Source organism: Lysinibacillus sp. FSL R5-0849 (genome assembly GCF_038595075.1).
GTDB lineage: Bacteria > Bacillota > Bacilli > Bacillales_A > Planococcaceae > Lysinibacillus > Lysinibacillus fusiformis.
In genome coordinates, this window is sequence record NZ_CP152004.1 from 3,292,155 (window position 1) to 3,315,111 (window position 22,957).

At 38.5% G+C, this 22,957-nt stretch carries 23 protein-coding genes and 2 other annotated features; all 23 genes read right to left on the minus strand.

Annotated features, from left to right (window positions below):
- Positions 1-11: 11 nt before the first annotated feature.
- Complete coding sequence (rplU, locus tag MKY80_RS16200) at positions 12-320, minus strand: 50S ribosomal protein L21 (protein WP_025114620.1); 309 nt, start codon at positions 318-320, stop codon at positions 12-14.
- 14 nt (positions 321-334) lie between these two features.
- Positions 335-415 (minus strand) — a sequence feature (ribosomal protein L21 leader region).
- 45 nt (positions 416-460) lie between these two features.
- Entirely contained in the window at positions 461-1,072 is a 612-nt protein-coding gene (locus tag MKY80_RS16205; RefSeq protein WP_008180707.1) for a hypothetical protein, read from the minus strand.
- Positions 1,062-1,616: a M23 family metallopeptidase gene (locus MKY80_RS16210; RefSeq protein ID WP_008180705.1), complete on the minus strand. Its 555-nt coding sequence runs from the start codon at positions 1,614-1,616 to the stop codon at positions 1,062-1,064. Before MKY80_RS16210 ends, MKY80_RS16205 begins: the two co-directional genes overlap by 11 nt.
- Before the next feature lie 91 nt (positions 1,617-1,707).
- On the minus strand, positions 1,708-2,505 hold the full coding sequence (gene minD, locus MKY80_RS16215) for a septum site-determining protein MinD (RefSeq protein ID WP_008180704.1): 798 nt from the start codon (positions 2,503-2,505) through the stop codon (positions 1,708-1,710).
- 1 nt (position 2,506) lies between these two features.
- Positions 2,507-3,175, minus strand: a complete 669-nt coding sequence (gene minC, locus MKY80_RS16220; RefSeq protein WP_008180702.1) for a septum site-determining protein MinC — start codon at positions 3,173-3,175, stop codon at positions 2,507-2,509.
- Between the two features lie 27 nt (positions 3,176-3,202).
- Positions 3,203-3,727 carry a rod shape-determining protein MreD gene (gene mreD, locus MKY80_RS16225; RefSeq protein ID WP_004226656.1) on the minus strand — a complete coding sequence of 175 codons (525 nt, stop codon included), beginning with the start codon at positions 3,725-3,727 and terminating at the stop codon, positions 3,203-3,205.
- On the minus strand, positions 3,727-4,641 hold the full coding sequence (gene mreC / locus MKY80_RS16230; RefSeq protein ID WP_008180698.1) for a rod shape-determining protein MreC: 915 nt from the start codon (positions 4,639-4,641) through the stop codon (positions 3,727-3,729). Before mreC ends, mreD begins: the two co-directional genes overlap by 1 nt.
- 13 nt (positions 4,642-4,654) lie before the next feature.
- Positions 4,655-5,674: a rod shape-determining protein gene (locus MKY80_RS16235; RefSeq protein WP_008180696.1), complete on the minus strand. Its 1,020-nt coding sequence runs from the start codon at positions 5,672-5,674 to the stop codon at positions 4,655-4,657.
- A gap of 593 nt (positions 5,675-6,267) precedes the next feature.
- The gene (gene radC, locus MKY80_RS16240; protein ID WP_043990751.1) at positions 6,268-6,966 is read right to left on the minus strand and encodes a DNA repair protein RadC; all 699 of its coding nucleotides are present in this window, start codon (positions 6,964-6,966) and stop codon (positions 6,268-6,270) included.
- A gap of 6 nt (positions 6,967-6,972) precedes the next feature.
- Entirely contained in the window at positions 6,973-7,566 is a 594-nt protein-coding gene (locus tag MKY80_RS16245) for a Maf family protein (RefSeq protein ID WP_107922047.1), read from the minus strand.
- A gap of 103 nt (positions 7,567-7,669) precedes the next feature.
- Complete coding sequence (locus tag MKY80_RS16250; protein ID WP_008180689.1) at positions 7,670-8,314, minus strand: hypothetical protein; 645 nt, start codon at positions 8,312-8,314, stop codon at positions 7,670-7,672.
- 180 nt (positions 8,315-8,494) lie between these two features.
- Positions 8,495-9,745, minus strand: a complete 1,251-nt coding sequence (locus MKY80_RS16255; RefSeq protein ID WP_089986691.1) for a folylpolyglutamate synthase/dihydrofolate synthase family protein — start codon at positions 9,743-9,745, stop codon at positions 8,495-8,497.
- On the minus strand, positions 9,742-11,022 hold the full coding sequence (locus MKY80_RS16260) for a folylpolyglutamate synthase/dihydrofolate synthase family protein (RefSeq protein WP_342530238.1): 1,281 nt from the start codon (positions 11,020-11,022) through the stop codon (positions 9,742-9,744). The genes MKY80_RS16255 and MKY80_RS16260 overlap by 4 nt, the downstream gene beginning before the upstream one ends.
- Positions 11,023-11,128: 106 nt before the next feature.
- On the minus strand, positions 11,129-11,557 hold the full coding sequence (locus MKY80_RS16265) for a hypothetical protein (protein WP_342530240.1): 429 nt from the start codon (positions 11,555-11,557) through the stop codon (positions 11,129-11,131).
- 253 nt (positions 11,558-11,810) lie between these two features.
- Complete coding sequence (locus MKY80_RS16270; protein ID WP_089986693.1) at positions 11,811-14,456, minus strand: valine--tRNA ligase; 2,646 nt, start codon at positions 14,454-14,456, stop codon at positions 11,811-11,813.
- A gap of 73 nt (positions 14,457-14,529) precedes the next feature.
- Positions 14,530-14,786, minus strand: a binding site (T-box leader).
- Between the two features lie 273 nt (positions 14,787-15,059).
- Positions 15,060-15,740 (minus strand): hypothetical protein, encoded by a 681-nt coding sequence (locus MKY80_RS16275; RefSeq protein ID WP_008180676.1) that lies wholly within the window; start codon positions 15,738-15,740, stop codon positions 15,060-15,062.
- A gap of 175 nt (positions 15,741-15,915) precedes the next feature.
- Entirely contained in the window at positions 15,916-16,362 is a 447-nt protein-coding gene (locus MKY80_RS16280; protein WP_008180674.1) for an SRPBCC family protein, read from the minus strand.
- A 242-nt stretch (positions 16,363-16,604) separates the two neighbouring features.
- Entirely contained in the window at positions 16,605-17,897 is a 1,293-nt protein-coding gene (gene hemL / locus MKY80_RS16285; protein ID WP_008180672.1) for a glutamate-1-semialdehyde 2,1-aminomutase, read from the minus strand.
- On the minus strand, positions 17,898-18,878 hold the full coding sequence (hemB, locus tag MKY80_RS16290; RefSeq protein WP_008180670.1) for a porphobilinogen synthase: 981 nt from the start codon (positions 18,876-18,878) through the stop codon (positions 17,898-17,900).
- Positions 18,875-19,636 carry a uroporphyrinogen-III synthase gene (locus MKY80_RS16295; protein WP_008180668.1) on the minus strand — a complete coding sequence of 254 codons (762 nt, stop codon included), beginning with the start codon at positions 19,634-19,636 and terminating at the stop codon, positions 18,875-18,877. Before MKY80_RS16295 ends, hemB begins: the two co-directional genes overlap by 4 nt.
- Positions 19,626-20,558, minus strand: a complete 933-nt coding sequence (hemC, locus tag MKY80_RS16300) for a hydroxymethylbilane synthase (RefSeq protein ID WP_008180666.1) — start codon at positions 20,556-20,558, stop codon at positions 19,626-19,628. The genes MKY80_RS16295 and hemC overlap by 11 nt, the downstream gene beginning before the upstream one ends.
- An 18-nt stretch (positions 20,559-20,576) precedes the next feature.
- Positions 20,577-21,389 (minus strand): cytochrome c biogenesis protein CcsA, encoded by an 813-nt coding sequence (ccsA, locus tag MKY80_RS16305; RefSeq protein ID WP_008180665.1) that lies wholly within the window; start codon positions 21,387-21,389, stop codon positions 20,577-20,579.
- Between the two features lie 189 nt (positions 21,390-21,578).
- Complete coding sequence (gene hemA, locus MKY80_RS16310) at positions 21,579-22,943, minus strand: glutamyl-tRNA reductase (protein ID WP_008180664.1); 1,365 nt, start codon at positions 22,941-22,943, stop codon at positions 21,579-21,581.
- Between the last annotated feature and the right edge of the window lie 14 nt (positions 22,944-22,957).

Sequence of the window (22,957 nt, forward strand, 5' to 3'; positions counted from 1 at the left end):
ACACCTCACTATTAAGCGTTGATTGCTTCAACAACTAATTTTGTGTAAGGTTGACGGTGACCTTGTTTACGACGGTAGTTCTTTTTAGCTTTCAATTTGAAAACAACGATTTTTTTCGCACGGCCTTCTTTAACAACTTTCGCTGTTACAGTAGCACCATCTACGAATGGAGCACCAACTTTAACGTTTTCGCCACCTACGAATAAAACTTTATCAAAAGTTACAACCTCGTCAGCTTCTACGCCTAATTTTTCAATGTAGATTTCTTGACCAGCTTCTACTTTGATTTGTTTACCACCAGTTTCAATAATTGCGTACATTTTACTGCACCTCCTCTTAGACTCAGACTCGCCTGTTTATAAAGGTGATCTTATAGCAAGATACTTATACCTTCTCAGAGCGGTTGTAGTAGCACGGGTGCTACAAACAATAACATTAAAATATTACCACATGGCTTTATTTAAGTCAATCTATTCATAACATATTTTTCAAAAGCTATACGATATTTTCGATAACGCCATTCTTTTAAAACTTGAAGCCAAATGAATAAACAAATGATTGCTAAAAAAATAGATTGGGGTAAGAAATTTAAAGTTATCAGAAATAACGTCGTGGCAACCATGAACGACAGCCAATAATACAATTCCACCACTCGAGCTTTTGGATTATATAAAAATAACCACGCTAACAATATCCTGCCACCATCTAATGGTAGGATAGGGATCATATTCACAAATAATAGCACAAGTTGAACGCTTATTAGCTTACCTGCGATTAGTTCGGGCATAAAAAAAGTGAGGCCAATCCCTAAAATAGTAGCGATTGGTCCTCCTAATGCAATCCACAGGAGTGACGATGCTTGCACAACCGCTGGATTTTCAAATTGAATTTCCCCCCCGTAAGGTGCAATAACACATGATTTCACTCTTACGCCGCACAGTAGGGCTGCTAATAAGTGACCTGCTTCATGCCACATTAGCGAGAAAAAAATAATAGCGTAATAAGCAAGTTGTCCACTAAAAATCATGACAAATACGAGAGGAATACAGAGAAGATGTAATTTAATCTTCATGGGTCTCCATCGTTTCCAACCATTGTACAATTTGCTCTAAATCGTAATGAGCATCTCCCTTTTCAATGGAAAGATAAAGTTGCCCAGCTTCTTTCATACCAATCAAATCATTTGCCTGTATGGATGTATAAGGTAGCTGCGCTAAACTATCTAGCATGCCATAGGAGACAGTTGTACCATCATCATAGCTAATGGTCATGGTCTTACCAGTATATTTTGTATGGCCCGTGAACACGACTAAACCGTTCTGTCCAGCATAAACTGGTAAGCCAACATCATACTGCAATAAATATCCCTCTTTAAAAACCTGGGCATTAGCAAAAGTTAAAAGGTCTGCTTGCCCCACATCACTAGAAACTGTAATGGTCTCATTTTCTTTATCAAACCAACTTTGCCCCAGCTCACTTAAGTACGTTAAATCTGCCGAAGTTGTGACCATCTTTCGAACAGGCGTATCAACTACACCCTGATCTTCTAAACGAATTACAAGCATAGTTGCTGCCACAAGTAGTATTGTGAAAAACCATTTCCATTTTTTAAACAAGCCCTCATCCTTTTTTCCACACTATATGTGATTGCATGTCCAAACATGCACAAAAAAGCCTTCTCGCACAAATGCACGAAAAGGTTTTAAATTATCTTGAAAATAATGATTTAAGTTTTGAAAACATACCTCTTTGCTCATCTTGAATAGCCATTAATGGAACCGACTCACCCAAAATACGACGAGCAATATTTCGATAGCCCAAAGATGCTTTATTAGAAGGGTCCATAACGATTGGTTCTCCTTTATTGGAGGATGAAATAACACCTTCACTATCAACAATAATTCCTAATAGATCAATAGACAAATGAGTTGTAATTTCATTCACATCCAAAGTGTCGCCGCTCTTCATCATATGTTGTCGAATACGGTTGATGATGAGCTTCGGAGCAGTTATGTCTTCCTGTTCTAATAAACCAATAATTCGATCTGCATCTCGAACAGCAGAAATTTCAGGTGTTGTGACAACAATCGCATGATCTGCACCTGCAACGGCATTTCTATAGCCTTGTTCAATACCTGCAGGACAATCTATTAATACATAATCATAGTCTCTTTTTAATTCCTCTATTAAGCTCTTCATTTGCTCAGGGGTAACAGCATTTTTATCTGTCGTTTGAGCAGCAGGTAATAAAAATAGTTTATCATCCACGCGCTTATCTTTAATCAATGCCTGATGTATTTTACAGCGCCCTTCCACTACATCGACTAGATCATAAATAATACGATTTTCTAGGCCCAAAATAACATCTAAATTACGCAGGCCAATATCTGTATCAACTAAACATACTTTTTTACCTTGTAGAGCCAATGCAGTCCCAAGGTTAGCCGATGTCGTTGTTTTTCCGACACCACCTTTACCCGAAGTTATGACGATCGCTTCTCCCACACTAGCTTCCTCCCTTAGACACATTTAACAATGGTCGAATATTTTTTAAGGCGTGAATTTGATCGTACGTAATGCGTCCATCGTAACCAATAAATGCACAAGTCATTTCTGCTTGATCGATTTCTTTCACATGCTCATCTGACATTGCTTCCACCTGATCAGCAATCATAATATGTGTAGCCTCAAATCGAGAGGCGGCAATGATAGCCTCTTTATTGCCCTGCACACCAGCATGTACTATCCCTTTTAGTTTACCTAAGACATACACATTACCACCAGCCTCAACCCGACCGTTTGGATTGACATTTCCTACAATGATAATGTCCCCTGATGAACGTAGAATCTGCCCTGATCTGACCACACCTAAATATGTATCCTGTTGACTTTCAATCATTTTCTGGTTGCTTTCATGGACAGTCAGTACTTCGCTTTGTACATTCGCTACAATGAGTTGCTCTGTTTCCTGCACAATATGAATAAGTTCATCGATCTGTTCATCAGTACAGTATCGATAGCCTAAGTATAATTGTACATCTACTTTACCATCGATACCGCCTTCTAACACTTTTTTCTTTAATTCTTCTACCAAATCGCTATAAGCACATTGGTCGTCAAGACGCAGTACAAATCCGTCCTTCGTTCCCTTCATATTAACTAATTGTTTTTTCATGAATGCCTCACCTCACGTTGTTCTTTGTTAAGAAACCTCACGTGCTCTCTGTAAGACACGCGCATTAATTAGATACTTGAAGGCCCAACCAAGAATCATTAAAAATAAAGCATTTGCAATGATTGTTGGCAATAGTCGTGAACGTAAGAAATCCGCTAAAGGTATTGCTGTGAAATCGATCAAGAAGAAAAATTGATAGAGTATAAATTCTAAAATGGCTACTAACACAACTGAAATAGTTGTTGTTACGACTAAGTGCTGATGTATAACTTTCACGATAGACCCTGCTAAAAAACATATAAGTGGATATAGAACTGAATATAATCCAATAATATCAATGTAAAACACATCATACAAGACACCAAAAAAAAGTCCATACATTACCGCGCGTTGACGGCTGTAATAGATGGAGATAAAAATGAGATATAAGATTAAAAAACGCGGTACTAGAAAATACACTTCTCCCTTAATTTCAATTGGAGAAAGCATCGCAAACTCTGGTTCTAGTAAGAATAGTAAAACCGCTACAGAAGGAATGAGAAAACGAACCATCATTCCGCCTCCTCTTCATTCGTATCTTGCGGGTTTGTTAAATCTTCGTTCGTTGAGCTGCCATCTGAACCATCAATGACTGTAGATGTACGTTTGGCAATAACAACATGCTCTAAAATCGAAAAATCAGCAGATGGTCTGACATACGCCATTTTTGTTAAGCCATGATCATCTGTACTAACCTCTGTAATTTCTCCGATAGGGACACCTTTAGGGAAAATACCTCCGAGTCCTGAAGAAACTACCTGCTCGCCTTCTTTAACCTTCAAACTAGAATCGATTCGCTTCATAATGAGTTCATTACGTTCTTCATCAAAGCCCTCGATTAAACCGTATGCTTCTTTTTCACCTAACACCATTGCAGAAACACGATAGTTAGGATTATTTGTATTTAAAAGCTCTACCTCAGAAGTGAAAGGCGTAACTAGTGTAATTTTCCCAACTAGCCCCTTCGCCGTCATAACTGCCATGTTTTTTTGAACTCCATGAGAAGATCCTTTGTCTAAAATGATTTTCTCTTCCCATTGGTCAGGATTTCTAGCAATCACTGTTGCTTGAATAGGATTATATGCCTTTAAGCTTTCAGCTTTATCCAAAAGCTCACGAAGCTTTGCATTCTCTGATTTTAAATCCGTAGCCTCAGCTTGTACAACTGCAAAATCTTCTAGGCGTGCTTTTAAACGTTTATTTTCTTCGTACGTGTTTAAGAGGGAGTCAATACTATTAAAAATACCATTAACATAATTCGCCGGCTTCGCAACAAGTGATTGTGCGACGCCGACAGTATCTTTAATAATTTGCTCTGGTAAAGTAGCATTCGTCCGATCACGTAATGAGAAGCTAATCAATGCCACAAGAAAAACCATGCCTACGAGCAGCAAAATTACTTTCTTATTGAAAAAAAAATGTGGCATTGCCTAAACCTCCTTACCCTTTAACCTGTTGTTGACGAATTAAGTCCATATGATCTAAAGCTTTACCCGTACCAATTGCAACACAGTCTAAAGGATCTTCTGCGATAAATACTGGCATATTTGTTTCTTTACTAATCACTTTATCTAAGTTCGTTAATAGTGCGCCACCGCCAGTTAATACGATACCGCGCTCCATAACGTCCGCAGATAATTCGGGAGGTGTCTGTTCTAATGTTTTTCGAACGCCATCAATAATTGATGAAACTGCTTCGCGTAATGACTCAGAAATTTCTTGTGAAGAGATTTCAATTGTTTTTGGTAAACCTGTTAGAAGGTCACGACCTCTAATTTCCATCTTTTCTTCTGGTCCTTCAGCTAATGCCGTACCAATTTCCATTTTTACTGCTTCTGCAGTACGTTCACCGATTGTTAAATTATACGTTTTACGGATATATGAAATGATAGATTGATCCATAGCATCCCCACCAACACGTACGGACTCACTTGTTACAATACCGCCTAGAGAAATAACAGCTACTTCTGTTGTACCACCACCGATGTCAACTACCATTGACCCTGTTGGATCCCAAACTGGTAAATTTGATCCGATCGCCGCTGCAAATGGCTCTTCGATTGTGAAAGCCTCTTTTGCGCCCGCTTGTCGAGCAGCATCAATAACCGCACGTTGTTCCACTGAAGTAATACCATAAGGCACGCAAATCATAACATTCGGTTTTTTCCAATTGCCGCCAGAATTTTTAGAGGCTTCTCTTAAATAGTACTGAATCATTGCTGTTGTAATATCGAAATCAGCGATAACGCCATCTTTCATTGGGCGAATTGCTACGATTGAGCCAGGTGTACGACCAATCATATTTTTAGCATCATTACCAACGGCAACGATATCTCCTGTTTTCGTATTTTTTGCTACTACTGAAGGTTCGCGTAAAACGATTCCCTTTCCTTTAATAAACACTAATGTATTCGCTGTGCCGAGGTCAATCCCGACATCTTTGCTTCCTAGTCCAAACAAATTGTGTACTCCCTTTCTATTTAAGCCATACTTTCGTTGACATCCATTATCTTTGACAGTCATGTACAGGAAATTGAATTGTATAAAAATACAATTGACTCCTCCTCAAAACCCATAGCACTCCGTCAAAGTTTTTATCTTCATCAGTTAGTGTTTCACACCTTGAAAAAAATACACACTTATTTAGCTCACCACCAATTTCGATGGGAGTCTTTCCTGAATCAAGATAAAATTCATACCGTTCATTATAACGGAAAAGCGCAAGAATTTGTAGTGTCACATACTTTATCTCACAGAAAAGATACTATTTTAATTCCCTCTTAAACTAAAAATAGTACGTATAGATTAGCATATAATTTTTATTCACATAAGACAATGTGTATCAGGCTACCAATTTTTGTGAAGATAATATCAGTTTCTAGAATACATTAACGATTTGAATCGAAAAAGGTTCGCCATTAAACCACAAAAAAATACAAAAATTTTAGGAATATGCCACTAATGTCATAGCGCTAAAATATTTCGAGTTTGTTCGTAATGCTTCTCTAAGACATCTGCTCAAGATAAAAAAACTCTGCAAATTTCTTGCAGAGTTAAAAATATCCTTTTTCCTTCAAACTGATAAATTGATGATCGCCGATAATTACATGATCAATTAATTCAATCCCCATAATATAACCAGCCTCTTCAATTCGCTTTGTGACATCAATGTCCTCCGCACTAGGAGTTGGTACTCCACTAGGATGATTGTGTGCACAAATAATTGATGCAGCAGATCGCTTCACGGCCTCTCGAAAAATTTCCCTAGGGTGCACGATGGAGGCATTTAAACTACCTATGAAAATCGTTTGTCTGTGAATAATTTGGTTTTTAATATTTAAAAAAAGAACAACAAAATGTTCCTGATTAAGTGAAGTCATATCAGGCATTAAATAAGCAGCAGCATCTTGTGGAGAACGAATAGTAAATTTCTCATCATTCTGCTTTTGAGCCAATCGTCGGCCAAGTTCAATGGCGGCTAATATTTGAATAGCCTTCACCTCACCGATCCCTTTAATAGCGACCATTTCTTCAATGGTTGCGTGTTTTAAATGATGGAGACGTTCAAAAACAGTTAATACTCGATTCGCGAGGACAAGAACCGATTCTTCTTTTGTGCCTGTCCTCAATAAAATAGCAAGTAGCTCTTGATTGGATAGACTTTCCGCCCCTTGTCGTATCAGTCTTTCACGAGGGCGATCTTCCAAATGAACATCACGTAACATCAACGTAGGCAAAGCCTTATCTAGCAAAAATGCTCACTCCTTCGCAAATTGGACAATTTGTAGGTTTACCAATTGCGAAAACAACGCTGCAAGTGGTAAGCCTACAACATTGTTGTAATCTCCTTCAATTCGTTTCACTAAAAGTGTGCCTATCGTCTGGATACCATAACCTCCTGCTTTGTCGAAAGGGTCTCCAGAATCGACATAGGCTTCTATCAATTCCTTGGATAGAGAATGAAAAACAACCGTGGTTTCTTCCACAAAGATGTTTTCTTTCCCACTAGGTTCAATAATAGCGACCGCTGTCATCACAACATGTTCGCGATTAGATAACCGTAATAAATGGGCAATAGCTTCCTCCCGAGATTTTGGTTTATGTAGCAGCTCATCATTGTCGACTACGATTGTATCAGCACCAATGATTGTTGCATTGGTTGCTTTTTTCGCTACATCCCGTGTTTTTAAGAGAGCTACTCCTTTTACATATTCCTGCATTGAACTGGCTTGTACACTTGTTTCTTCAACTTCACTTGCCAGAACCTCAAACGGAAGTGCTAGCATACCCAGCAATTCCTTTCGTCTTGGTGAAGCAGAGGCAAGTATAAGTTTATGGTTTGTTTTTAACATGATATGATCCGACCATCCTTCCTTATCCTCATGATACCGAAGAATGTTCAATTTGAAAATTTTCTAAAAATCAAGATAATAATGATTTTACTATCTTTTACTTTTAAAATTTCACTTGAAGACATGTATTTTTAGCCTGATAATGAGCAAAAACTTGCAAACGGATGACGCTGACATCGTTGGAAATAGTAGAAGCAGCTGCTCCAATTGTCTGCCAATCCTCAGGTAAAGTTGAATCCTTCCCTTTCTCCTTAAAATTTAATTTTGTAGCATTTTTGTCTGCTAATGCAGTTGTCACCTCCGCAAGGGTTGGCTCCTTACAGCTATCACCACTGACACTAAATGCTTTTTTAAAGGTTGCGGGTTCCTGTAAAAATTTAAGCTGACTTTCTTCAATCTCCATGCTTGTCCAAACATAAAACTTGCCATCAACCTCAACAATTGCGCTCTCTTTTAATGCAGGGTATTCGGCAACAAATGCACTTGCACTCTCATAGTTTGAATACACGCCTGCTTGACTAGCATAAAACATAGGTGCATTTGATGTACTAGTGTTCTCACCGGCAGTAGGAATGGTTTCTGATTGTGATTGATTAGTGGCCACATCACTGCCATTATTCTTTATCGGTAACTGGGTACTGGCTTGTAAAACACCTAAAAAAATGGCAACACCTAACAAACCTACAAATCCACCAATAATCATTGCCCGAAATATTTGTTTTTTCATTACATGACTTACAATTTTCATCCATCTATCACCTCATCCTTCCACCTATCCGTACACGTTTCAATAAAAACGAGATTTCAATATATAAAAGTATATGTAGAATTAGAAGTGTAAATGCGAATTTATTGAGATTTGATTCATAACAAAAACGGCATACATTCATAAAAAAACTAGGACTTCCAAATAGGAGTCCTAGTCATTTCATATTTTCAAGCTATTTCTTACTGCTGTTAATAAATATAATGAGCCCGATACGATCGTTCTTTGTTTGTTGTCTGATTGCACCTGTAAAAATTGTGCATAATCCACTAAGATATTTTTAGATGTCGCTTTGGAAAGCTCCAGCAAATTTTGCGCAGCCATCGCTCGTGGATTATCAAAATCAACGAAATAAAATTCATCACTAACTTGCTCTAACAGTCGAAGAATTTGTTGAACGTCTTTGTCTGCTAATATACCCACAACAAATGTGATTCGTTCCCCAGGAAACTCACCCTTAATCGTTTCTACTAATTTTTCAGCACTTGCCGGGTTATGCGCCCCATCGACAATCACAAATGGTATGATTTCTTCAAAACGACCTAAAATGGCGGCTTGTTTCACAGCTTTCTGAATTGCAGTTGGATTCACAGACACATTAAGAAATGCTGCTACTTCTAGGAATGCTGTAATAGCAAGTGCCATGTTATCGCCCTGATGAGCCCCTTTCATTGAACGGGTTAGATGAGAGAATTGGACATGTTGTTCGTCATTTCTATAACAGTCTCCTTCAGCAAATGAGTGTAATGAAAAATGATTACCTATTTCTAAAACTGCAGCTTTTTTATGAGATGCCTCTTCATAAACAACACGTTTCGCATCTTCTGGCAAATTACCGATAATGACAGGACGATTTTGTTTAATAATACCTGCTTTATGACGCGCAATACTGTCGATTGTATCGCCTAGAAATTTTGTATGCTCTAGAGCGATGCTTGGGATAATGGATACGATGGGTGTTACTACATTTGTACTATCCAATAATCCTCCCATACCCGCTTCAATTAAAGAAATATCAACTTCTTTATTCACAAAATATAAAAATGCTACTACAGTCAAAAGTTCAAAATCAGTTAGTTTCCCGCTTAATCCAGCCGCATGCATTTGACGAAAAACAGCATCCATATCAGCCTCGGTAATAGGTTGACCATCTATTTGAATTTGGTCGTGCACATCGACTATACAGGGTGACATAAATTTGCCCACACGTAATTCATGCTCTTTGGCGATAGCCTCAAGGAAGGTTAATGTGGAGCCCTTCCCATTTGTGCCAGCCAAGTGTACGACATGTAGGGCTTGCTGAGGGTTTCCAGCTAATAGCAAAGCCTCCTCCATCGCCACAAGACCAGGTTTTATGACATCATCACTGTGGACAGCCCACTTCTTTTTATAATGATCAAATCCTGGTATCATCGTCCTTCCTCCTGTAGCCACTGGCGAACACCCGCAATGAAGTATAAAGAGCCTGTAATAACCACAATATCCTCTTCAGCTCTTTCACGTAGTACAGTTTGTACCGATTCCAGCCAATCCTCATAGTACGATTTATCGGCATTTGTTGATAACACGACTAAGTCTTCAGCAGGCATTGCATTAGGCAGATTGATTTGTGTAAAAGCAATCGACGTTGCAACATCATCCATTAGTGCAATGCTATTGGCATGATCCTTATCTGCTAATGCTGCATACACAAAACGATAATGGCTTTTTGGAAATACATTTTTGAGTGTTTGGATAAGTGCAGCCGTCCCTTCAGAATTATGGGCGCCATCTAAAACAATTTTTTGAGGCCATTGTTCGAAGCGGCCAGCCCAATGTGCATATCGAAGTCCATACCGAATGGATGAGTCTGATATAGTAATAGCTGCCCCTTCACGTAATGCAAGGATTGCTGTAATGGCCAGACTTGCATTGTTGATTTGATGGGGACCTGCCATTTTTAAAGCTATATCAGTCATCACAATATTTCCTTTTTCATAGGTGAATTGCTGAACGTCTGTACCTTGTAATATATCTGAAACAGTAAAATCTTGTCCTAAAATGAAGCATGGTGCCTGCTGTGCATCCGCCGTTTCTTTAATAACAGCTAATGCTTCTTCATTGCTAACCCCTATAACAACTGGAACACCCCTTTTTATGATGCCTGCCTTTTCAGAGGCAATCTTGGCAAATGTATCACCTAAAAAGGCCGTATGCTCAAGTGAAATGGTTGTAATAATGGCAAGTAGTGGCGTCACGACATTGGTCGCATCTAAACGCCCTCCAAGCCCCGTTTCAATAAGCGCAATATCCATTTCCTGATCGGCAAAAAACTGAAACATTATGAGTGTGACTACTTCAAAAAAGCTTGGAAAATCACCATTATATTGTTCTTCTATAATCTTAGCTAGTTTATTGAAATAGTATAAAAATTGTTCATCCGTAATCGGCTCACCATTAATAGTCATTCGTTCATTGACTCGCTCTAAATGTGGGGAAGTAAATGCCCCTACTTGGTGCCCAGTGTGCTGTAGCATTTCTCTAAGGGCATTCACTGTAGAACCTTTCCCATTTGAACCAGCCACATGAATTACGCGTAGTTTATTGTGAGGATTCTCTAAATGTGCTAGTACTTCTTTCATTAGTACAAGCGGTGCACGTTTATGATCAACGGCTTTTAGTGTAAAAATAAATTCCGTACATTCGTTCATTGTGTTAAACAAAAGAAACACTCCCTCTTACTGCAATATCTCTATTTTAGTACAAGTAACGTTTAATAACATAGATTAATTACAAAACAATAGAAAAAACACACAGCTAGCCACTGCGTGTTTGATAAGTATTTTTGTTATGTACTTGGTGAGCCCCTAGCAATGCACCCATATTGTCCAAAATGATTTTTGCATCATTGTTTAATAAAGGCATAACATCTGGACGTTGTACTAATTCAAAGGAGTTTTTTAATGTTCTTTTCAACATTGAAATATCAAAATTTGAGCAATACTCATTTATTTTATTGATGGTTAACATATCTGCCCGTGAGAATTTTGTACATTCCTGTTGAGTTTGCCTATTTGCTAATACATGTTTAATAAGCACACGCGCACTTGTGTTTAATAAACGATAATATTTCGCATCTGATAATTTCAATAGATTTGTTTCAATCAATACCCTTGCACTAACAAAATCTAAGTCATCACATGCTTTATTGACTTTCGTAATATAGGTTGTCATATTACCTGTCATTTCACATCTCCATTCATACCATAAACCCGAAAAAAAGCCATTGCTTTGGTATAGCGATTCCATTAAAGACCATTTCTTTTCCGTCAACATAATATTGCGTTAGGTTTTGTTTCCTACTATAATAATAATTCACCTAACCTATTAGACTAATTATTCTAAATGGCACTACATATATTTACCCATTTCAATGCATAACTTTTTCTCTACATAAAAAAAGCAATGGATAACTTTATCGTCATCCATTGCTCTACTATTACATATTTTTTAATTCCTCTAAACGTTTTAATACAACCGCGTGCTTATTTTCATAATCCGCTAATTTTTCACGTTCTACATTTACTAATGCCTCAGGTGCTTTCGATACGAACTTTTCATTTGAAAGCTTACCTGTCACTAACTTCACTTCTTTTGCCCATTTCTCTAACTCTTTTTCAAGACGAGCGATTTCTTCCTCTAAGTTAATAAGCCCAACAAGCGGTAGGAAAACTTGAGCACCTGTAATAACTGCTGTCATCGATTGACCAGGTGCCTCTAAGCCTTCACCAATTGTTAACGTATCTGGGTTACAGAATTTCTCTAAATAGGCTTTATTCGCTTCAAGTACTGCCACTGTTGCAGCATCTTTCGCAGAGATAAATAACGGTACTTTTTTGCTCATTGGCGTGTTTACTTCCGCACGAATATTACGTACTGAACGTATAATATCCATTAGGAGCTTCATATTATCTGCTTCGTCAGCAAAATGAAGATCCGTGCGTACTGTTGGCCATGCAGCCACTGTAATCGATTCACCATCATGAGGTAAGTGTTGCCAGATTTCCTCTGTAATGAATGGCATAAATGGATGCAATAGACGCATCGTTTGATCGAGTACGTACGCTAAAATAGAACGAGTTGTCTTTTTAGCAGTTTCATCCTCACCGTATAATGGTAATTTTGCCATTTCAATATACCAAGAACAGAAATCATCCCAAATGAAATTATAAAGTTCGCGACCAACCTCACCAAATTCATAGCGCTCTGCCAAAGATGTTACACGTTCAATCGTCTCATTTAAGCGTGTTAAAATCCATTTGTCAGCAACCGATTTTTCACCTGTTAAGTCGATTTCATCATATGTCATTCCATCCATATTCATAAGGGCAAAACGGGATGCATTCCAAATCTTATTAGAGAAATTCCATACAGCCTCTACCTTCTCAGTAGTATAACGTAAATCTTGACCAGGTGATGAACCTGTTGCTAAGAAGTAGCGTAATGAGTCTGCACCGTATTGCTCAATAACATCCATTGGATCTACACCATTGCCAAGTGACTTACTCATTTTACGCCCTTCACCATCACGAACTAAACCATGAATTAACACATCTTTGAACGGACGTTGCTCTGTAAATTCAAGACCTTGGAAAATCATTCGAGATACCCAGAAGAAAATAATATCATAGCCTGTTACGAGTGTATTTGTTGGGTAGTAACGTTTATATTCTTCATTTGCCTCGTCTGGCCAGCCCATTGTAGAAAACGGCCATAGCGCTGAAGAGAACCATGTATCTAGTACATCCTCATCTTGTGTCCAATTGTCTGCATCAGCCGGTGCTTCTTTTCCTACGTAAATTTCACCTGTTTCATTATGGTACCAAGCCGGGATTTGATGGCCCCACCATAATTGGCGAGAAATACACCAATCACGAATATTCTCCATCCAGCGAGAATAAGTATTTTCAAAACGAGCCGGAACAAAGTTCACTTTACCTTCTTGGTCTTTTTGAAGCTCTAATGAAGAATCTGCAAGTGGTTGCATTTTAACGAACCATTGTGCTGAAAGATAGGGCTCTACAACAGCACCAGAACGTTCAGAATGCCCTACTGAATGCATATGTTCTTCAATGCGTATTAACACACCCGCTTCTTGTAAATCAGCAACAATTTGCTTACGACATTCAAAACGATCCATACCGTTGTATTTGCCAGCAAGTTCGTTCATTGTGCCATCTTCATTCATCACGAGGATACGCTCAAGATTGTGACGATTACCAACTTCAAAGTCATTTGGATCATGGGCAGGTGTCATTTTTACAACCCCTGTTCCAAATTCCATATCAACATAGTCATCTGCTACAATCGGAATTTCCCGACCTACAATCGGTAAAATAACCGTTTTACCAATTAAATGCTGATAACGTTCATCTTTCGGGTGAACAGCTACGCCAGAGTCACCAAGCATCGTTTCAGGACGTGTTGTCGCAACTTCTACATATCCTGAGCCATCAGCTAAAGGATATTTCATATGATAGAAGGCACCTTGCACATCTTGGTAAATAACCTCGATATCAGACAATGCTGTTTTAGCAGCTGGATCCCAGTTAATAATGCGTTCACCACGATAGATTAGGCCTTTTTCATATAATTGAACAAAAACTGTATTAACTGCCTCCGAAAGACCTTTATCAAGTGTGAAACGCTCACGTGTGTAGTCTAATCCAAGGCCAAGCTTTGCCCATTGATCACGGATATGCCCAGCATATTCTTCTTTCCATTCCCATGTTTTCTCGAGGAATTTTTCACGTCCTAAATCATAACGTGTAATATTATCCTCACGTAGCTTTGCTTCTACTTTTGCCTGTGTAGCAATACCTGCATGGTCCATACCTGGTAACCAAAGTGCATCATATCCTTGCATACGTTTCATACGAATGAGGATATCTTGTAAAGTTGTATCCCATGCATGACCAAGGTGCAATTTACCTGTTACGTTCGGTGGTGGAATAACGATTGAATAAGGTTCTTTCCCACTTTCTGGCTGTGCCTCAAAAAATTTCCCTTGCAACCACCATTCGTAGCGACCGGCTTCAATGGACTGTGGGTCATATTTAGTTGGCATTGAAATGTTTTCTGTCATATTGACTCCTCCTAATATTTGAAGACTATTGATAAAGCAATCACTTCACCAAATAAAAAAAACTCCTCTCGTCTAAAAGGACGAAGGAGTTTTAGTTCGCGGTACCACCTTTAATTCCAGCAGCGGTTAAGGAAATGATCATCGAATACATTTCTCAGCCTTATCTACTGGCTCTTAATTCGGTAACGGTGTTTAACCGGCTTTAACTACTGTTAGTTCACTAAAGCTGCTCAAGGGCTACCTTCAATTAAGTACAAATAGAAACTTCTCAGCTACCGTTTCCTCTCTGAAAATGTAACATAATTTACTCTTCCCTATCATAGCATCTGTATTTGATTTTCCTTATTGTACCGCAGAAACGTGTAATTTTTCAAGTGATTTAGTCATCTTTTAATAAGAGTAAAGTAAATAGAAAAGGAAGTGAATATTCAAATGCGTCGACGCAAGTATAACCCCTGGCTTTTACCACCTTGGATAAGGCAAGTTCGTTTTTACTGTAGAACGATTATCGTGCCGATTTGTGGTTTTCAATTTATCCGTGTCATTATTGTTCCAACATCCGGTGATTTAATTTTCTTATTACTCTTGCTACTTCTCAGCTATTTACTTTTGAAAGACATCATTTGATACACGAACTTTAAGCGGTGTATATTCTTCAGTTAGATCCCAAATCATGGAAGGCACTTCATGCCAAGTGCTGGACTCACGTACAACAATATGACTTGAGGATTCTCTCAAACTTGTTTTTTGGTCAACTGTTGGAGTCTTCACTTGGTGTGAAGCTGCTACTACTGCGGTAGTTTGTTTTTTCACTTGCATGCTTTCTTCTGGCACAGTAAGTATCTCTTCATGTTCATAGGCACTGGCAGTAAAGGACTGATCTTCTAATACATGGTCATTTTCAACAACTGGCTCGTATTCGTTAAAGATGCTTGTGACTGTCCATTCAAGCTGACATTTCTGATTCGTCAAGCTTGGGCGAATATCTTTGACCATTATATCCTTAAGGTTTGATTCCTTTGGTAAATCGACATGTAATGGCACGGCATACTCAAAATAACCTGTATCTCCTTGGACATCTAGGGCATCAATTGAAATTAATTCTTCATCGCCTGTAAAAGCTTGCATATTTTGAAAATCGAAGCGTACATGTGCGGTGATATGATAGATGCCTACTAGTCGAAGTGAATCCTCTAACTGCATTGCCTGCCACTGTGGCTTAATTTGCACAGCTGCTATTTCTGTTGGGCAGCCGTACCCAGGAAAACAAAATGTTTCACTCATATTCCAAGTTTTGTGTTCGATAATAATCCCTCCCTTTGCATCATATGACTTATGAGGGGATAGTATGCTAGAAAGCTTCCTATTCAACCGTATAAAAAAAGAGGAAATTCATATAAAAATGGCATGCTAGAACATTACTTCTAGCATGCCATTTTTATGAATGTACTTACATCCATTAAACATGTACTAATTTGATTTTATTTGCTACACGATCTGTTAACATTTGCGTTGCCTTTGGTACAATCGGTTTGAAAATTGGGTTTAAAACAGGTCCAGCTAATCCACCAGCAATAACCTCTAAGAAGCCTGTCATTTTTGTGTTTTCAGCATCCATGCTTTCTGCAAGGAAATAGCCATTTCCTGTGAAATTATCCGAAAGACCTTTAAGTTCAAATGTCACTTTGGACGGGGATACCCACTCTAAAATAATAATTTCTACTTCAACTGTTTTTTTCAGAACTCCCACATTTCCTTTAAAAGTCCATGTTGAATGTTTGTCATCAATCATTTCATGTGCGTTATAACCTGGGACTAGCTTTGCCCATTTCTCCATATCACTGACGAAATCCCATACATGTTCAATTCCTACGGGTACTTCGACCGTATGTGTGCCTGTTGCCATATCAATTCACTACTTTCTTTTATGAATAGCTATATTATAAACGATATCGTCCACATTTTGGCTATGCTGAAAGATATAATTTTGACAAAAGCAGGTCCTTCATCCAGTATAGATGATTGTCCTTACTAGTTAATATATGCTATATTTTCTCTTTTGTTCTTTTATTGCTCAAGTACTACAATGACTTCTAACTTATGTATACAAAAGGGCATGCTAGATTTTTTTCTAGCATGCCCTATCAATTACTTAGCTAATTGTGCAAATACTTTATGGAAGGCATCAACCGTTTTTGCGATATGCTCCTCTGTATGTGCAGTAGAGATAAACAACCCTTCAAACTGAGACGGTGGTAGGAAAATTCCTTCCTCAGCCATCAAACGGAAGTATTCAGCAAATAAGGCTAAATCCGATGATTTAGCAGTTGCAAAATCAATGACCTCTTCATTCGTAAAGAAGAAGCCAATCATAGAACCTGCACGATTAACAGTGTGAGGAATTTTGTACTTCGTCGCCGCTTCACGGAAACCAGCCTCTAGCTGATCGCCTAGTTGTTTAAAGTATTCATAAGTACTGTGATCTAAACGTGATAGCGTTTCATAGCCCGCTGTCATAGCTAATGGATTCCCTGAAAGTGTACCTGCTTGATAAATTGGTCCAGCTGGTGCTACTTGCTCCATAATTTTTTTAGTACCAGCAAACGCACCCACTGGAAGGCCTCCGCCAATTACTTTCCCTAACGTCGTAATATCAGGTGTAACTCCGAAGTAACCTTGTGCACAACCATAATCAACACGGAAGCCCGTCATAACCTCATCAAAGATTAATAACGCACCATGTGAAGTTGTTAATTCGCGTAAGCCCTCTAAGAAACCTGATTGTGGTGGTACAACACCCATATTCCCTGCAACTGGCTCTACAATAACTGCTGCTAACTCTGCGCCAAATTTTTCGAAAACAGCTTTAGCGCCTTCTAAATCATTATAGGCTACAGTTAACGTATTACGAGCGATATCTGCAGGTACGCCAGGGCTATCAGGAAGACCCAATGTAGCAACTCCAGATCCTGCTTTAATTAATAATGAATCACCATGGCCATGATAAGAGCCTTCAAATTTTAAAATCTTATCACGACCTGTAACACCGCGTGCTACACGTAATGCAGACATAGTAGCTTCTGTTCCCGAAGAAACGAAGCGAATCATTTCCATGCCTGGAAGACGATCTAACACTAATTGAGCTAAACGATTTTCTGTATAGCTTGGTGCACCAAAGGAAGAGCCTTTTGCTGCAGTTTCAGCAATTGCTTTGACAACCTCTGGATGTGTATGTCCTAAAATGAGTGGGCCCCAAGATAATACATAATCTATATATTCATTACCATCAATATCTTTAATGATAGCCCCATGGCCTGATTCCATGAAAATTGGGTCCATATTTACTGATTTGAATGCACGAACGGGGCTGTTGACACCACCTGGCATTAACTGAACAGCTTCAGCATAGGCTTGCTTTGATTTTTCGTAAGAACGTGTCATTTATTTCTCCTCCAACCAACGTGCAACATCTTTTGCATGATACGTAATAATTAAATCAGAACCTGCACGTTTCATGCCTAATAATGTTTCAAGCACAACTTTTTTCTCTTCAATCCACCCATTAATAGCAGCTGCTTTAATCATCGCATACTCCCCTGAGACATTATACGCAACAAGTGGTAATGGATAATTATTTTTCATATCTCGAATAATATCTAAATAACTTAGGGCTGGCTTAACAATTAAGAAATCCGCACCCTCTTCGATATCAGATTCTGCCTCACGGAATGCCTCTAAACGGTTTGATGGGTCCATTTGATAGGATTTACGATCACCAAATTGTGGAGCACCATCTGCCGCGTCACGGAATGGGCCATAGTAACTTGACGCATATTTCACAGCATATGACATGATTGGAATATGCTCAAAGCCCGCTTCATCAAGACCAGCACGAATGGCTGCAACAAAACCATCCATCATATTAGATGGAGCAATTATATCTGCGCCTGCCTTTGCTTGTGATACTGCTGTACGAGCTAAAACATCTAAGGAAGGGTCATTTAAAATTTGATCGCCTTCAATTAAGCCACAATGACCATGATCCGTAAACTCACATAAGCATGTATCCGCAATGACTAAAAGCTCAGGATGACGCGTTTTAATTAAGCGAGTCGCCTCTTGGACAATACCATGATCATGGAATGCACCAGTTCCAACAGCATCTTTTTCAGCCGGTAAACCAAATAAAATTACAGCTGGGATTCCTAATGCAACAACCTCATCAATTTCTGCTTCTAGCTTATCTAATGAAAATTGAAAAACACCAGGCATAGATAGTACTTCATTTTTAATATTTTCGCCCTCTATTACAAAAATAGGATAAATCAGGTCCTCTTTATGTAAGTATGTTTCTTTTACCATTGATCGCATCGTTGCATTGGCACGCAAACGACGATGTCTTTGAAATTGTAGTTTTGTCATGATTTGTCCCCTACTTTCATTAATTCTTCGATGACTGCTTGCATTGTATATACACTTGGCATAATATCCACAGTTGCACCGTATTGTTCAAGAGCTGCTTCCGTAATATGGCCGATGGCTGCAACCCTAGTTGCTTGCCATCCAACATGTACTGCTACACTTTTTGCATATACATCAACAGCTGAAGGACTAGCAAAAATCACTGTGACGTCCTCATTGTGATGGATGCAATTAATAATAGCTGATATTTGATCATGTCGTTCTACCGTTTCATAAACTGTCCATTCTTTCAAATTAAAGGGCAGTCCATCCTTCAATGTACTTTTCGCCTTTTCTCCACGAATAAACAGACAACTTGGATGGTCGCCAGCTATACTTGGAAATTCCTTGACGAAAATATCAGCACTAAATACGGAAGGCATAAAGCTCACTTGAAATCCTAGATTTTCTAACGCTGTAGTTGTTTTTGTCCCAATGGAAGCAATTTTCGCTTGAAAATTTTTGGCACTTAATTGATGCCGCTCCATCTTATTAGCAAAGGCATCTACAGCATTTTGACTCGTAAAGATAACCCAGTCAAATTGAAGCGCACTATTCAACAGTTTTGCATCATCGTTGTCCATACGTTCGCATGTTTCAATTAATGGGGCAATTACTGCATGGCCACCTAAAGCTGCAATATCATCTACAATAGCTGTTGTTTTAGATGTACCTGTTAAAAGTACCGTTTTACCTCTTAAAGGTAAATCATTTTGCATCTTGCTCTGCCTTCACACGTTGAATTAAATCGAAAGCTCCTTGTTTCGTTAAAATAGTAGCCAGCTCTTCCCCTATTTTTTGTGCGTCTGAACCAACTACTGTTTCTTTATATACAACTGATGCATCAGGTGCAGCAACAAGACCAGTTAAAGTAATTTCATCCCCATTTGATGTAGCATAGCCAGCGATTGGTACTTGGCACCCGCCATCCATGGCCGCCAAGAATGCTCGTTCAGCATGTGCCTCTTGCCATGTTAATTGGTCTGTTAATTTAGCTAACTCGGCTAATAGCTCAGTATCATCTCCACGGCATTCAATACCAAGAGAACCTTGTGCTACGGCTGGCAAACAATCTTCTACTGATAAAAATTCAGTGACAACATCTTCACTCCAACCAAGTCGTTTTAAACCGGCTGCTGCTAAAATAATCGCGTCGTATTCTTCGGTCTCAAGCTTAGCTAAACGTGTATCAACGTTTCCTCTAATCCATTTAATTTCAAGATCCGGACGTACTGTTAGTAGCTGTGCACTACGACGTAAAGAACTTGTCCCGACTACAGCTCCTGCAGGAAGATCAGCAAATTTAACATGTCCCTTCGAAATAAAAGCGTCACGTGCATCTTCACGTGGAGGAATACAGCCAATTACTAAACCTTCCGGCAATACAGCAGGCATATCTTTCATAGAATGGACAGCAAAATCAATCTCTTTATCGTAAAGGGCTTGTTCAATTTCTTTAACGAACAATCCTTTTCCCCCTACCTTTGAAAGCTGTACATCTAAAATTTGATCACCTTTTGTCACGATTTCTTTTACTTCAAATTCAAATGGAGCACCAGCAGCCTTTAATTCATTAATGAACCAATTTGTTTGCGTTAGTGCTAGCTTACTTCTCCTAGAACCTACAATAATTTTTCTCAACAGTCTCCAACCTTTCCTCTAATACCATAAATGGAATCGCGATAAACTACTTCCTAAGAAGAAGTTCACAACAACTAATAGATAGGCATAAATATGTACCCATGCATAAGTTGTACCTATCAGCTTGCTTTTGCGATTCACATATAAGATAAAGCAATACAAAATTAAAATAATGAAGGATCCTATGATCTTCGCATCGAAAATCGAAAGACTCTCTAATGTTAATAATGCCCATTCAAACCCTAATATTAAACTTATAAATAGCATTGGGATTCCAATAAAGAATGATACATTCATCCAGTTGCTCGTTTGCTGTAAAGATGGTAGTCTTGTCCAAAGATGCGACCACTTTTTCTTCTTCAGTAATCGATATAAAACTAGATATAAAATGGCAAACACAAATGTTAATGTGAATGCTGCATATGACAATATCGCAAATGATATATGAATAAAAAGCATTTCCGAAATTAATGTATCTCCGACAGTTCCCGTAGGACGTTTAGGCATAAATGTAAATATACTAGCAAACAAAAATCCTAATATATTTATAATAAATACCGGTAAGTCTACTCTTGCAATGCAATGCAGGATAATGGATAACGTCACAAGTAACCAGGAGTAAAATAGAATCCCCTCTGACAATGATAAGATCGGAAAGCGTTTTGTTTCCACAAACGTTAAAATAATAATGGCACTTTGAATCATCCATACAAATGAAACAAGCCAGAAAGCAATGCGCCTTGCTCGTACTTGCTTATAAAAATAATCAGTAAAGTAAAAAACTAGACTGATCGCATACAAGACGATCATCACCTCATATAGCCTTGTCATGGTCAAATCAGCCAATAGACATCCCTTCTTTGTAGTGAAATTGTAAAGCTATAAATAAGAAAACAAAAAACGTTTTCGTATCCTAAGTTTACCATACAGATACGAAAACGCCTCATGTAATATCAGTAGAGAATCCAATAGCGCAACACCACTTCGTACAACTTCAGTGTACAAAACGCATTAGATTATTTAGAAAGAATACTTTGGTTCAGCAGAAGTTTGAGTTGCCTGTGCGCGTTCTTTACGCTCAAGCTCTTGCTTCGTCATCTCTTGAACTTCAGCTTCCACAGCTTCTTCTATACCAAAAATTTGTTGGAATAAACGTAACTGTTCATTTGCTTTTGGTGAATTAGCCATTTCTTTAGCTTGTAAGATTGGCTCTTTTAACAATTGATTAATAATTGATTTTGTATGTTTACTTAAAATTTTACGTTCACGTTCCGTTAAATCTGGCATTTTATTCTCGATACTAGTCATGGTCTCTTCTTGAATACGATTTGCTTTTTTCCGTAATGCAGAAATCACAGGTACGACACCAAGCGTAGACACCCAATCTTTAAATTGGAGCACTTCATGCCCAATCATATCCGTAATATCAGCAGCAGCACGTTCGCGTTCCGCTAAATTGGCTTCGACAATACCTTGTAAATCATCAATATCATATAAGAAAACATTTGGTAAATCGCCAACACGTGGATCGATATCACGAGGAACAGCGATATCTACCATAAATAATGGTTTCCCTTTACGTAAACGTTCCACGAATTGCATGAGCTCATAATCAATGACATAATCAGTTGCACCAGTCGATGTAATTAAAATATCTGCTTCTAATAAGGAGCACTGTAATTCCTTCATTGATTTAGCTTGACCATGGAATTTTGCAGCTAGACTTTCCGCCTTTTCAAACGTACGGTTAATTACTGTTACTTTTCCTACTCCACTGCCGTAGAGGTTTTCAATCGCAAGCTCCCCCATTTTCCCTGCACCTAGAATAGCTACATGCTTGCGTTGTAAAGAGCCAAAAATTTTCTTTGCTAATTCTACTGCTGCATAAGAAACTGATACCGCATTCTCGCCGATAGCTGTTTCATTATGTGCTCGCTTTGCAAATGTTACCGCTTGTTTAAATAGTTGATTGTAAACCGTTCCTGTCGTGCCAATCTCTTGTCCACTTAAAAAGCTTTTTTTTACTTGCCCTAAAATTTGCGTTTCACCTAGAACCATTGAATCGATCCCAGCTGTCACTTTAAATAAATGTTCGACTGCCTCATCCTCTTCACGAATTGTTAAATACGAAGAAAATGTCTCCACAGGCAAGTCAAACCAATCAGCTAAAAATTGTTTCACAAAATGACGTCCAGTATGCAATTGATCCACAACAGCATAAATTTCTGTACGGTTACATGTCGAAACAATAACGTTTTCTAAAATACTTTTCTGCTTTTGCAGCGCTTCCATTGCCTGAGGTAGTTCACTCTCAATGAATGATAACTTCTCTCTTATTTCAACAGGCGCTGTTTTATAATTCAAGCCTACTACGATGGTATGCATGAATAACACCTCAC